The sequence below is a fragment of the Pseudomonas sp. S9 genome (assembly GCF_000222125.1).
Classification (GTDB): domain Bacteria; phylum Pseudomonadota; class Gammaproteobacteria; order Pseudomonadales; family Pseudomonadaceae; genus Aquipseudomonas; species Aquipseudomonas segetis.
This window is the reverse complement of record NZ_AFFX01000005.1, coordinates 96,389-108,822: the sequence shown is the minus strand read 5'-3', so window position 1 is coordinate 108,822 and position 12,434 is coordinate 96,389. Positions and strand designations below refer to the sequence as shown.

13 protein-coding genes are annotated in these 12,434 nt (G+C 56.6%); 11 read left to right on the top strand and 2 right to left on the bottom strand.

The features are described from left to right. Position 1: 1 nt before the first annotated feature. Together PSES9_RS0111860 and PSES9_RS23440 are read right to left on the bottom strand one after the other, a co-directional pair. Positions 2-1,459 carry a YfjI family protein gene (locus tag PSES9_RS0111860; protein WP_029529517.1) on the bottom strand — a complete coding sequence of 486 codons (1,458 nt, stop codon included), beginning with the start codon at positions 1,457-1,459 and terminating at the stop codon, positions 2-4. Further along, positions 1,456-1,680 (bottom strand): helix-turn-helix transcriptional regulator, encoded by a 225-nt coding sequence (locus PSES9_RS23440; RefSeq protein ID WP_010487179.1) that lies wholly within the window; start codon positions 1,678-1,680, stop codon positions 1,456-1,458. The genes PSES9_RS0111860 and PSES9_RS23440 overlap by 4 nt, the downstream gene beginning before the upstream one ends. 284 nt (positions 1,681-1,964) lie before the next feature. On the opposite strand from PSES9_RS23440, the gene PSES9_RS0111850 reads away from it, so the two are divergent. From PSES9_RS0111850 to PSES9_RS0111800, 11 genes are all read left to right on the top strand, one after another. Next, positions 1,965-2,294: a hypothetical protein gene (locus tag PSES9_RS0111850; RefSeq protein ID WP_010487177.1), complete on the top strand. Its 330-nt coding sequence runs from the start codon at positions 1,965-1,967 to the stop codon at positions 2,292-2,294. A gap of 96 nt (positions 2,295-2,390) precedes the next feature. After that, entirely contained in the window at positions 2,391-3,359 is a 969-nt protein-coding gene (locus tag PSES9_RS0111845) for a DUF932 domain-containing protein (RefSeq protein ID WP_010487176.1), read from the top strand. A 78-nt stretch (positions 3,360-3,437) separates the two neighbouring features. Beyond that, positions 3,438-4,439: a YqaJ viral recombinase family nuclease gene (locus PSES9_RS0111840; protein ID WP_010487175.1), complete on the top strand. Its 1,002-nt coding sequence runs from the start codon at positions 3,438-3,440 to the stop codon at positions 4,437-4,439. A gap of 90 nt (positions 4,440-4,529) precedes the next feature. Then, positions 4,530-5,480 carry a recombination directionality factor gene (locus PSES9_RS0111835; protein ID WP_010487174.1) on the top strand — a complete coding sequence of 317 codons (951 nt, stop codon included), beginning with the start codon at positions 4,530-4,532 and terminating at the stop codon, positions 5,478-5,480. Further along, on the top strand, positions 5,452-6,000 hold the full coding sequence (locus PSES9_RS0111830; RefSeq protein ID WP_010487172.1) for a JAB domain-containing protein: 549 nt from the start codon (positions 5,452-5,454) through the stop codon (positions 5,998-6,000). Before PSES9_RS0111835 ends, PSES9_RS0111830 begins: the two co-directional genes overlap by 29 nt. Positions 6,001-6,251: 251 nt before the next feature. Then, a complete protein-coding gene (locus PSES9_RS0111825; RefSeq protein ID WP_010487171.1) occupies positions 6,252-7,409 on the top strand; it encodes an iron-containing alcohol dehydrogenase in 1,158 nt (385 codons plus the stop codon). A gap of 82 nt (positions 7,410-7,491) precedes the next feature. Next, positions 7,492-8,169, top strand: a complete 678-nt coding sequence (locus PSES9_RS0111820) for a type 1 glutamine amidotransferase domain-containing protein (RefSeq protein WP_010487169.1) — start codon at positions 7,492-7,494, stop codon at positions 8,167-8,169. Positions 8,170-8,178: 9 nt separating this feature from the next. Beyond that, positions 8,179-8,481, top strand: a complete 303-nt coding sequence (locus PSES9_RS0111815; RefSeq protein ID WP_010487168.1) for a DUF1330 domain-containing protein — start codon at positions 8,179-8,181, stop codon at positions 8,479-8,481. A 69-nt stretch (positions 8,482-8,550) separates the two neighbouring features. Continuing rightward, complete coding sequence (locus PSES9_RS0111810; protein WP_010487167.1) at positions 8,551-9,375, top strand: NADPH-dependent oxidoreductase; 825 nt, start codon at positions 8,551-8,553, stop codon at positions 9,373-9,375. A 366-nt stretch (positions 9,376-9,741) separates the two neighbouring features. Next, positions 9,742-10,842 (top strand): NADH:flavin oxidoreductase/NADH oxidase, encoded by a 1,101-nt coding sequence (locus PSES9_RS0111805; protein WP_010487165.1) that lies wholly within the window; start codon positions 9,742-9,744, stop codon positions 10,840-10,842. A gap of 78 nt (positions 10,843-10,920) precedes the next feature. After that, positions 10,921-12,312 carry an NAD-dependent succinate-semialdehyde dehydrogenase gene (locus tag PSES9_RS0111800; protein ID WP_010487163.1) on the top strand — a complete coding sequence of 464 codons (1,392 nt, stop codon included), beginning with the start codon at positions 10,921-10,923 and terminating at the stop codon, positions 12,310-12,312. Positions 12,313-12,434: the final 122 nt, after the last annotated feature.

Genomic DNA, 12,434 nt, shown 5'->3' with positions numbered 1-12,434 from the left:
TTCAGTTAAGAATTACAACCCCTTTCTTACCTTCCAGCACAAGGCGAATCAACCCATCACAGACAAGCTTTTCATATATCTCCTCCAGCCTATCAGAGTCTCTAAGTCGATTGGGGCAATGACGCCTAATATAGGTTTTATCTATTCGCCATTCACCTTTTGACCTTATCCAAGCGTGAAGCTCACTTGCATCGTTTTCTAGAACTGTATCTGGACTAAACACCTTATTAAACTGACGCGAAAACCAATAACCTAGCTCAATTGACGCCCGCATCGTCGTCTCAGAAATATCCCCCTCGCGCCCCTCAAATACGTGGAATATAGCAGCTAGTCTAAGCATATTTTCTGCAAGCTTTGAAGCATGATCTGGCGCCCATCCATAAGCCCCCTCTTCCGAAATTTCTCTCTCTATCTGATTTCTAATATCTATCCAGACCATACTTGCGCGTTCCGACAATCGAATAACCTTGCGCGCACTTTCACCAAGACGACAACGATCAACATACTCTTTCAGAAGAACAACGGCCCTATCTCCAAATCTTTCACAAGCTTGCCATCCACGCTCAGTGCCATCATCAATTCTGGAGCCTTGAGTTGACCTAGGCCGACAAAATAAACAACGCGAAATAAATCCAGTCCCTCTAGCAACATCACCTTTTACTTCGTTGAAAGACTCAAAAACACTAGGCTGCATCATCAAAAAAAGCGTAAGTCTTGCATCAGGCACCTGATAAGACTCACTTGAGACACGACCTACACGCACGCCATCTCCACTCCAGACTGAATTAATTTTATCGAAATGCTGAAACGCTCCTCCTTTCAGAATCCCTGAGGCCTCACTGGACATCCACCCTGCCGACGACAACCCACCATTCATGGATTGAAACAAAGCCTGAACAGTCACATCATCATTAAGAAACAATAGATTCAACGGTGGTCTTGGCTCTTTTTCTTGATGCTCATAGATCAAACTAGAAATTTTTCCCGTATCTTCACCTCGCTGCACAAACTTTCTCAAGGTAGATTTATGTGCTTTTAAAATTTCAAACCAAACACCATGAGCAGCCTTATATTTAACATACTCAAGATCACGTTCTGCAAGGATCACTTCTTGATATTTAAATACACTTGCAGACAACGCACGAAACGTCGGTGTTTTTCCATCCCCAGAACCGGAAATCGCCATAATAGCCAGCGACAGCGGGCAGACATTACCGAGAGGCGACTTAACGTCATATAGCCCCTGAGAAACCAGGGACATTATCGCCAGCGCAGAACAAACACCAAGCTCCCTTGGGGCCTTTATGTTTCGCTGCACCTCATCAACCGCCTCGGTAAAAACTTCGAACGGCAAACCTGGGATAGGGTCCAGTACGTTATGTTTATTCGATGCTTCTTTTGGTTCGAGCGGCACCCTACCCCATGATGGCTGCCGCGCAGGCTTCTCGCCACGCATCATCTTCCCACCTGTTTTTTCAACTCAACAAATGCTCTTACCTCCCGCAGATCCCACCCAACTGCGTAGCTTCCGATCTTGAACGGTTTAGGAAAATCCGGATCAAACCATTTTGATCCTGGTTTAATACGCTCATATATAGTCGACCTACTGAGTCCTAGCATGACCTGAAGCCGATTAATGCGGATCACTCGCAATTCATCATCAAAACTTTCTGTTTGCATACGACCCTCCTTTTGACACCTCAACGGTACCTAGCCGGTGAAGTCGTAACAGCCAAACCACTAAACAGAAATTATTTTAAGCGGCCACCTTGACATTTTTGAAATCTCGAGAGTGGCAGTGCACGACACTTTTTAACCAACAGCCCCATCGCTACCTGCTAAAGCTGCTAAAGCTGTAGCAAAAGTAGCGGGCGCAGCGACGCCTACACTGCCTGAAAATTCCATTCGTTAATTTTTCAACCACACATAACTGCAATGACATCACCACCAAAGAGGTTCGTCCTATGTCATTGCAGTGCCCTCGTTGTCACTCCCCCAAAGTTGCGTCATTCCATCAAGCCATGAAAGTTGGCGCGGCCATTGGCACCGTAGGCGGTGTTGCGCGTGGCGTCAGCGCTGCGCTGGCTGGCGGCCAAGCAGGTGCGCTGATTGGCACCATCGCCGGACCTTTCGGCATAACGCTCGGCTATGTATCAGGTGCCATTCTCGGCGGCCTGGCCGGCGGTGTTGGGGGTTGTGCGCTCGGAGCGCAGCTTGGCGATACGCTCGACCGACACGTATTGGCCCATAACCTCTGCTTGCTCTGCGGTCATCGCTTCAACCTGCCGGCCTGATCTGGCCGCACTACACCTTTTCTATCCACATCGTCCGGACTGTGCTGCGCTGGGCGCGGCGCTTTATGCCGGCCTGCACCCAAAGGAATCTCAACCATGGCTCACCTCGTCGAAACTATGGCCTACGCTGGCGCTGCTCCGTGGCACGGCCTGGGCAATCAGCTCACGCAAAAACAACCTATCGAAGTCTGGCAACGCGAAGCCGGCATGGACTGGCAGATCCAGGAAAGTCCCGTGCATTTTAAATCGGATGCTATTGGCCACCTGGGCGCTATCCATTCGTTCCCTGAGCAGAAAGTGCTGTTCCGCTCGGACACCAAGGCACCGCTGTCGGTGGTCTCCAACCGCTACCACACCGTTCAGCCGCGTGAGGTGCTGGAGTTCTACCGGGATCTCACCGAGGTCTCCGGCTACGAGCTGGAAACCGCTGGCGTGCTCAAGGGCGGTCGCAAGTTCTGGGCGCTAGCTCGTACCGGTCAGGGCGCAGCAATAAAGGGTAATGACCAGGTGAACGGCTACTTGCTGCTTGCCACATCCTGCGACGGCACCCTGGCAACCACGGCAACCCCCACCACCGTTCGTGTGGTGTGCAACAACACCCTCACCATCGCCCTGGACGGTACCAGCCGCGCCATCAAGGTGCCGCACAACACGCGCTTTGATTCAACGGTGGTAAAGAAACAGCTCGGCATCGCCGTCTCGCAATGGGACGACTTTATGTACCGCATGCGTGCGCTGGCCGAACGCAAGGTGCAGTGGCATGAAGCGCTGGGCTTCTTTATGAACGTGCTGTGCGAGACCAATCCGACCGGTGCTCTGCCGGAGGTGCTTCCCAACGAGCGCGCCCTGCGCAAGGTCCAGGAGCTGTACGAGGGTCGTGGTCGTGGCAGTCAGTTGGACTCTGCCCGTGGCACTGCCTGGGGCCTGCTCAACTCCGTGACCGAGTTTGTCGATCACGAGCGCCGGGCACGCAGCAACGAGTACCGCATGGACTCGGCCTGGTTCGGCCAAGGAGCGCAGATCAAACAACGTGCCTTGGATACCGCTCTGCAACTGGTCGCCTGACCACTTACTTACCCACCCCATAACGCCCGATCAGCCTAGTTGCTGATCGGGCGTTTCTATTTCCGCAAGGTGAACGCTATGACAGCCACTCCGTTGAGCAGCACCAGCAAGCCGCGCCCGGCGCTGCGCTTGATCAGTACCAAAGAACTACCGCGTGAAGACTGGTTGGCGGTGCGCAAGCAGGGCATCGGCAGTTCTGATGCAGGCGCGGCCGTTGGCCTAAATCCCTATAAATCGCAGCTCGAACTATGGATGGAGAAAACCGGTCGTGACACTGCGTTACCGAAGGCAGATCCGCACGATGAAGAAAGCCCGATGTACTGGGGCAATGTACTGGAACCGGTTGTGGCCTGGCATTACAGCAAGCGCACAAAGAACAAGGTGCGACGCATCAACGCCGTGCTACAGCATCCTGATCCTGAGCTGCCCTGGATGCTCGCCAACATCGATCGCGAGGTGATCGGGGCCGACGATGTGCAGATCCTTGAATGCAAGACAGCCGGCATAAACGGCGCACGCCTTTGGAAAGAAGGCGTACCCGAGTATGTGCAGTTGCAGGTGATGCACCAGCTCGCCGTTACCGGCAAGCAAGCGGCAGATGTAGCGGTTCTACTGGGTGGCCAAACGCTGGAGATCCATCGCATTGAGCGAGACGAGCAGATGATCGCTCGCCTAATCGAGCTGGAGCGCAAGTTCTGGCATTACGTGGAAACGGACACCCCGCCACCGGCAGATGGCACCGCTTCCGCTGAGTCGGCGCTGCGCTGTCTCTATCCGGAGGACAACGGCCAGGTCGTCGACTTCAGCCAGCATGCTGGTCTGTCAGCGGCTTACATCGAGCTGAAGGCCGTTCGTCAGGCGATTGCCGACAAGGAAAAGCGCGAGGCCGAGCTCAAGCAGATGCTGCAGCAGGCCATGGGCGATGCCAGTCGTGCGGAGTTCTCCAGCGGCTATGTCAGCTGGCGCAAAGCCAAGGACAGCATCGGCCTCGATGTCGCTCACTTACTCAAAGACAAACCCTACCTGCAGGCCAAGTACCCACTGCTGAAACCGGGTGCTCGGCGCTTCCTGGTCGGCTGAAACCCAACCTTTCCCTCCCATACCTCCCTTGACCAGTCCATGCAGTTCGCGCTGCGTGGCTGGCTTTTTTTCATTTCCAGGAGATTCACCATGCTCAAAGGTCTGGCTATTACTCCGCCGGTGCTCGGACGGATTTCAATTGGCAAGGTCATCGAGAAGAACGGCAAGCGACTGCCGGAAAAGGATGACCAGTTCACCATCACGTCCCAGGTACAAGGCAAGGACGGGTGGCTGCTGCACCCGCTTAATGACGAGCTGCGCCAGGGTAAGGACGACAAGCTGCGTAGCATTCCGGTACGCCTTTTGTTCAACGAACCCGAGCTGAATTTCCGCACCGACTACAGCCTGTTCGACCGCCAGTCCGGACGCCCGCTGTGCGTCGGCAATGGCGAGACTTGCAAGCGCGTCACCCCGGACGGCATGCAGTCGCTGCCCTGCCCTTCGCCGGATGCCTGCTCGTTGGCCAAAGGCAATGCCTGCAAACCTTACGGCCGACTGAACGTGGTCATTGGCGACGACGACCCGTTGGGCAGCTTCGTGTTCCGAACCACCGGTTTCAACAGCATCCGCACCCTCGCCGCCCGGCTGCATTACTTCCAGGCCATCTCCGGAAACCGCTTGGCGTGCCTGCCGCTGGAGCTGCGCCTGCGCGGAAAGTCCACCCGGCAAAGCCATGGCACGCCGATATTCTACGTCGACCTGACGGTACGCGGCGGCATGGACATGGCCAAGGCGCTACTGGCCGCCAATGAGCTCGATGCGCAGCGGCAAGCAGCTGGCTTCGATCAGGCGGCGTTGGATGAAGCGGCGCAGCGTGGCTTCGGCAATGGCGCCTTCGAGGACAGCGAAGAAGACGCTGGCGCCGTCGCCGAGGAGTTCTACCCCACCGAGGAAAGCCCATCTCCAGCCATCAACACTCCCCAACGCTCTGCGAAACCCAGCCTGGCTGAGAAGCTGGACGCGCAAGCCCAGCGCCATACCCCACCGACCGATAACCCTCAAGGAGCCCACCATGCGCTTGCACAAGCTGAAGGCCAGTGAATCGACCGGCACCTACCTGGTCGAGTCGCCGGTCACCGAAACCGAAATCCTGCTGATGGCCCGACAGTTGGCGAATCTGCGTCTGCGCCGGGGGCGAGCACTGACTTCACCAAAGGAAGTGTTCGGCCACCTGCAGGCGCTGCTGGGCGACTACGAGCATGAGGTATTCGCCCTGCTTCTGCTCGACAGCCGGCACCGGGTGATCGTCTTTCACGAACTGTTCCGGGGCACTCTGGACAGTGCCAGCGTCTATCCCCGGGAAGTCGTCAAGACTGCTCTGGAGCACAACGCCGCGGCAACCGTGCTGGTTCACAACCACCCTTCCGGTGAGGCACTGGGTCTCAGGCAGATCCTTCTGCTACAAAGCGAAGTCCGCGTGGTAACGCTTGGCTGCATCAGTCGATGCGCTGCCAATGAAGCTTCTGCTGCTTCATTAGCAACCATCGAAACAGCGTTGTATAGATTATCCACAACCGAAAGTAGACGACCGGTCTATTTTTTTGATACGGTAAACCTATGACTCCCGATGCCCTATCATCAGTGCCTAGCAACAACCCTCGACATCGCGCGGAGCTTACGCTGCTTGGCGGCAACGCCTTTGGCTCGGGACCAGGAATGCAGACGAATGCCACACCAACTTGGTTGCCTTTAGAAGCAAGCTTCTAACCAATCTTCAGCTATTTGGTGCGCAATGCGCGCCGACGAGCTTCTGCAATAAAAATTTCACCAAAAAATATACGACTGGTCTACTTTTAAGGAATAGAGAAATCTATGCTCAATTTTGACTTCCACAACCCCACGCGAATTATCTTCGGTAACCAAACCATTGCCCGGTTGGATGAGCTGATTCCGACTGAAGCCCGCATTCTGCTGCTCTATGGTGGCCAAAGCGCTCGTGCGAGCGGGACGCTCCACGAAGTCCGAGAGGCATTAGGTTTCCGGGAGGTGCAAGAGTTCGGGGGTATAGAGCCGAACCCCAGCTACGAAACGCTAATCAGGGCCGTTGATACGGTTCGCATCCATCGCTTGGACTTTCTACTAGCCGTTGGTGGAGGCTCGGTCATTTATGGCACTAAGTTCGTTTCCGCCGCTGTTGGCTACGACGGTGATGCTTGGGACATCCTTGAAACGCGGGGCGCAAGTATTCGGCAAGCCTTGCCATTCGGTACCGTACTAACTCTGCCCGCAACTGGCTCAGAAATGAACAACGGCGGTGTGGTAACTCGCCGAGCGACACAAGACAAGTTGCCGTTTCGCAGCCCTCACGTGTTCCCGCAATTCTCGATTCTTGATCCTACTAAGACCCAGACCCTCCCTACCCGCCAACTCGCAAACGGCGTAGTAGATGCGTTCGTGCATGTCATGGAGCAGTACCTTACCTACCCAATCGATGCCCGCGTGCAAGACCGCTTCGCCGAAGGGCTGCTGCAAACACTGATCGAAATCGGTCCGCTGATGCTGGAGGAGTCTGCGGACTACAGCACCCGCGCCAACCTCATGTGGACGGCCACTCTGGCGCTTAATGGCTTGATCGGTGCGGGTGTGCCACAGGACTGGTCTACGCACATGATTGGTCATGAGCTGACCGCACAGCACGGCATCGATCACGCACGGACGCTGGCTATCGTGTTACCCGCAAATCTCGAAGTTCGCCGTGAAGCCAAGCGCGCCAAGTTGCTGCAATACGCCGAGCGGGTTTGGCATATAAGCCAAGGGGACGAAGAACAGCGCATTGATGCCGCCATACAACAGACCCGGACACTCTTCGAGAGTCTGGGCCTACCGACGCGCCTATCGGCCTACCAGCTTGGCGCTGACGGCATCGATTCGCTGATCAACCAGCTCGCCGCTCACCGCCTAACCGCACTCGGCGAACATGCCGACGTCAGCTTAGACGTCAGCCGCAGGGTGCTTGAAGCCAGCCTCTAAGCCGTGCCGCTAGCGTCGCACACCCACGCTAGCGGCGCATAACCAAACAGCCATAACTACTTTTATCCGCAAGGTAAATCACATGAAGATCCTCCTCGTTCTGACTTCCCACGAGCAACTTGGCAACACTGGTGAAAAGACCGGTTTCTGGCTCGAAGAGCTGGCCGCGCCCTACTACGCCTTTATCGACGCAGGCGCGACACTGACCCTGGCATCGCCCAATGGCGGCCAGCCACCGCTCCACCCAAAGAGCAATGAGCCTGACTTCCAGACCGACGCCACCCGCCGCTTCGAGATTGATTCAGTCGCCACGCACGCGCTGGCCAACACGCTAAAACTCAGCGACTTAAACGGCGCCGAATTTGATGCTGTGTTCTACCCCGGCGGCCATGGCCCGCTGTGGGACTTGGCCGAAGATGCCGCGTCCATCGCCTTGATTGAGCGCGCCATCGCCGCCGGCAAGCCTGTTGCGGCGGTTTGCCATGCGCCCGCGGTGCTGCGTCACGTCAAGGGCAGCGACGGCCAGCCATTGGTCGCCGGCAAGGCGGTCACCGGCTTCAGCAACAGCGAAGAGGAGGCTGTAGGCCTGACCCAGGTGGTGCCGTTCCTGGTCGAGGACATGCTCAAGGCTCAGGGCGGCCACTACAGCAAGACCGCCGACTGGCAGGGTCATGTCATCACCGACGGGCTGCTGATCACGGGCCAGAACCCGGCCTCCTCCGAAGCCACCGCCCACGCGCTGCTCAACGTGCTGAGCTAAGGAGGCCCGATGTCCGCCTACGTGGTTTTCACCCGCGAGCACACCACCGACGCTGCTGAACTGCAACGTTACGCGCAGGAGGCGCCTGCCGCACGAGAAGGGCACGACGTCACACGTCTGGCTTTCTACGGTCAACTGGAGGTGTTGGAAGGTCCATCGATCGAGGGAGCGGTCATTCTACGTTTCGAAGATATGACAGCCGCTCGAGCCTGGTATGCCAGCCCGGCTTACCAGGCGGCGCTAAAGCATCGTCTCTCCGGTGCGGAGTACCGAGTTTTTCTAATCGAAGGCACCGACACATCACCTAACTGACATGCGTGCACAAGTCGTTATGAGCGTATATCTCGGCTTTTGCATGTCATTGCACTGGAACAATCCATCATGAGCCTTCAAGACGAAGCACTCAAAGCCTGGCAAGCCCGTTATGGCGAGCCAGCTAACTTACCTGCTGCCGACACCGTGATCGCGCAGATGTTGCAGCATCGATCAGTACGTGCCTACAGCGATCTTCCTGTGGATGAGCAGATGCTGAGCTGGGCGATCGCGGCGGCCCAGTCAGCCTCGACTTCCTCGAACCTGCAAGCTTGGAGCGTGCTCGCCGTGCGGGATCGCGAGCGTCTCGCGAGGCTTGCCCGACTGTCCGGTAACCAGCGCCATGTCGAGCAGGCACCGCTGTTCCTGGTCTGGCTCGTGGACTGGTCACGCCTACGCCGACTAGCCAGAACCCTTCAGGCACCGACTGCAGGTATCGACTATTTAGAAAGCTACACCGTCGGTGTTGTAGATGCAGCTCTGGCCGCTCAGAACGCCGCACTAGCTTTCGAGGCCCAAGGACTGGGAATCGTTTACATCGGCGGAATGCGCAACCACCCGGAAGCGGTGTCCGAGGAGCTTGGCCTGCCAAACGACACTTTCGCTGTATTTGGCATGTGCGTCGGTCATCCCGATCCGGCACAGCCCGCCGAGATCAAGCCACGCCTGGCGCAATCAGTGGTGCTTCACCGTGAGCGCTATGAGGCCACCGAGGCAGAGGCGGTTTCAGTTGCTGCCTATGACCGAAGGATGAGCGACTTCCAACATCGTCAACAACGCGAAAACCGTTCCTGGTCCAGCCAGGCCGTGGAACGTGTAAAAGGAGCGGATTCACTGAGCGGAAGACACCGATTGCGAGATGCATTAAACACCCTAGGTTTCGGCCTGCGCTGAGATAGTGAGATATCCCATGCCTATTCCCGCCGCCCTGAACCGGAGCACTAATACCTGGCAACTTTGCTTTGCTGCGCTCTCGCCGTTCCTTGTTGAAACGGTAGTGATCCATTGGTCGACATTCACCCGACACTCAAGGTTCCAGTGGCCGGATAGCCGCGCACTGCAAGACTTCGGGCTTTATTCACAACCAACCAACTACACCGACAGACACCTTTCCAGAACGGCAAGGTCAAGCGAGTTAAACCGTAAATGATCTAAGGACTTTAGTTGGACGAGCCTACCTCTTGGTTTCCGGAGCCTCATTGCACGGTTCTATCCGAGCGATGTGGGTGAGTTCCTCCATAATTCAATCGGAGAACCATCGTGTCAGCGCTATTCGAACCGTTCGAACTAAAAAGTCATTGCTTACGTAACCGCATTGCCGTGCCGCCTATGTGCCAGTACATGGCCAACGAGGGGCTGGTCAGCGAGTGGCACCACATCCATTACGCGAGTATCGCGCGTGGCGGAGCAGGACTAGTGATAGTTGAAGCGACCGCAGTCTCACCTGAGGGGCGAATCACACCCAGTTGTGCTGGGTTATGGAGCGACAAGCAAGGCGAAGCCTTCATCCCCATTGCCCAGGCAATTAAGGCAGCTGGTTCCGTAGCGGGTATTCAGCTCGCTCATGCAGGTCGCAAAGCAAGCGCGAATCGGCCTTGGGAGGGCAATGGTCATATAGCCGAAGACGACCACCGTGGCTGGCAAAAAATCGCACCGTCTGCCATCGCTTTCGGAGCCCATTTATCAAAGGTCCCCAGGGCAATGTCCTTGAGCGATATCGCGCAGGTGCGTGAAGAATTTGTCATGGCTGCACGACGAGCCTTGTCAGCCGGTTTCGAATGGCTGGAACTACACTTCGCGCACGGCTATCTAGGCCAGAGTTTTCTCTCTGCGCATTCCAACCGACGCAGCGATGGCTACGGTGGCAACGTGGAAAACCGCAGGCGTTTTCTCATCGAAACCATGTCTGCAGTGCGCGAAGTATGGCCTGAGCACCTTCCGCTGACTGTACGCCTCGGCGTAATCGAGTACGACAACCAGGATGAGCAGACACTGCTCGAAGCCATTGCGCTGATACGGCAACTCAAGAACGCAGGTGCCGACCTAGTCAACGTTAGCACGGGCTTCAACATCCCGAACACTGACACTCCCTGGGCACCGGCATTCCTTGCACCAATCGCCGAACGCATACGCCATGAGGCGGGCATTCCCGTTGCTGCGGCCTGGGGTATCGAGTCGCCAGCCCTGGCCGACCGCTTGGTGCGCGATGGCCAGGCTGATCTGGTAATGGTCGGCCGGGCCCACCTCGCTGATCCACATTGGTCATACGCGGCAGCTCGCACCCTTGGCGTCGAGCGCCCCGCATGGGTACTGCCCCCCCCTTACGCCCACTGGCTCGAACGGTATACGCCGGTGGAGTAATCCGAGTTTCAGCCCCTGTCCCCACGTACGGAAAGGCCGGAGCTTTTCATGCCACCATGCCACGAGTAGGAGAATCACATGGCTTACGCCACTATCAACCCCTATAACGGGGAATTGCTCAAGACCTTCCCAGAAACCACCGACGACCAGGTCAATCAGGCGCTGGACGACGCACATAGCGCGTTCCTCGACTGGAAAGAACGCAGCTTTACCGAACGCAGTGCCATTCTCCAGCGGGCAGCTGAGCTGCTACGCGCCCAGGCCAGCGACTATGCCCACCTGCTAACCTTAGAGATGGGCAAGATCACCGCTGAAGCTTTGGGCGAAGTCGAGATTTCAGCGCGAATTTTAGAGTATTACGCTAAGCATGCGGAGGGGCTGCTAGCTCCAGAGAAACTCCCTGTTGCAGAACCGTCCGAGGGAGAGGCAACTTTAACTCACGAGCCGCTGGGAATCATTCTAGCCATCGAACCATGGAACTTCCCCTACTACCAAGTAGCACGCATCCTCGCTCCGCAATTAGCAGCCGGCAACACCCTACTGCTCAAACATGCGTCAAACGTACCGCAGTGTGCTGCAGCCTTCGAACAGTTGATGCTAGATGCGGGCTTACCCTCGGGAGCTTTCCGCAATCTCTACGCAACGCGTCAACAGATCGAAAGCATTATCAGCGATGATCGTGTTCATGGTGTCGCTCTGACTGGCTCTGAAGGAGCAGGCGCCATCATTGCTGCGCAGGCCGGCAAGGCGTTGAAGAAGTCGACCCTGGAACTAGGTGGTGCAGATGCCTTCGTGGTACTGCGCGATGCCGAGCTGGATAAGACTGTGAAGTGGGCCGTAATCGGGCGTCACTGGAACGCTGGACAGGTGTGTATTTCCTCCAAACGCATGATTGTGGTGGACGAGGTCTATGAGGAGTTTCTGAGTCGCTACACAGAAGGAGTGGCGCAGCTTAAGGCTGGTGATCCCTTTGCCCAGGAAACCACGCTGGCCCCTTTGTCATCGCAGGCCGCCGCCGACGAGATTCGTCAGAAGATCCAGGTGGCAGTCGCTCACGGCGCGAGAGCCACCGAAGTCGGCCCCAGAGTCCCTAGACTGGGGGCCTTCGTGCAACCAACTATCCTGACTGACGTAGAGCCCGATAATCCCGCCTATTACTGGGAGTTCTTCGGCCCAGTGTCGATGATCTTCCGTGCCAGGGACGAGCAGGACGCGGTGCGTATTGCCAACGATTCGCCGTTCGGTCTGGGCGGCTCGGTATTCACCGCCGATACCAAGCATGGCGCCGAGGTGGCCAAACGCATCTCCACTGGTATGGTGTTCGTCAACCATCCCAGCACCTCGAGGGCCAACCTACCCTTCGGTGGTATCAAACGCTCCGGCTACGGGCGCGAGCTAATCGGCTTGGGCATCAAGGAATTCGTCAATCACAAGCTGATTAGCGTCATCGATATTGACGCGCCGTTCTAACTTCATCTGCACATCAACGCAAACATCAATACCTGATGCAGCCAGCCTCCTTGATGAATAGATCAAGGGGGGCTGGACTACATAGGCAACCCTGGCGCGAAGCACGGCGCGCTCCCAGCTGA

Bases quoted from the DNA above. Each gene is read 5' to 3' on its own strand.
- PSES9_RS0111860 (WP_029529517.1), bottom strand. From the start codon at position 1,459: ATGATGCGTGGCGAGAAGCCTGCGCGGCAGCCATCATGGGGTAGGGTG.
- PSES9_RS23440 (WP_010487179.1), bottom strand. From the start codon at position 1,680: ATGCAAACAGAAAGTTTTGATGATGAATTGCGAGTGATCCGCATTAAT.
- PSES9_RS0111850 (WP_010487177.1), top strand. From the start codon at position 1,965: ATGTCATTGCAGTGCCCTCGTTGTCACTCCCCCAAAGTTGCGTCATTC.
- PSES9_RS0111845 (WP_010487176.1), top strand. From the start codon at position 2,391: ATGGCTCACCTCGTCGAAACTATGGCCTACGCTGGCGCTGCTCCGTGG.
- PSES9_RS0111840 (WP_010487175.1), top strand. From the start codon at position 3,438: ATGACAGCCACTCCGTTGAGCAGCACCAGCAAGCCGCGCCCGGCGCTG.
- PSES9_RS0111835 (WP_010487174.1), top strand. From the start codon at position 4,530: ATGCTCAAAGGTCTGGCTATTACTCCGCCGGTGCTCGGACGGATTTCA.
- PSES9_RS0111830 (WP_010487172.1), top strand. From the start codon at position 5,452: ATGCGCTTGCACAAGCTGAAGGCCAGTGAATCGACCGGCACCTACCTG.
- PSES9_RS0111825 (WP_010487171.1), top strand. From the start codon at position 6,252: ATGCTCAATTTTGACTTCCACAACCCCACGCGAATTATCTTCGGTAAC.
- PSES9_RS0111820 (WP_010487169.1), top strand. From the start codon at position 7,492: ATGAAGATCCTCCTCGTTCTGACTTCCCACGAGCAACTTGGCAACACT.
- PSES9_RS0111815 (WP_010487168.1), top strand. From the start codon at position 8,179: ATGTCCGCCTACGTGGTTTTCACCCGCGAGCACACCACCGACGCTGCT.
- PSES9_RS0111810 (WP_010487167.1), top strand. From the start codon at position 8,551: ATGAGCCTTCAAGACGAAGCACTCAAAGCCTGGCAAGCCCGTTATGGC.
- PSES9_RS0111800 (WP_010487163.1), top strand. From the start codon at position 10,921: ATGGCTTACGCCACTATCAACCCCTATAACGGGGAATTGCTCAAGACC.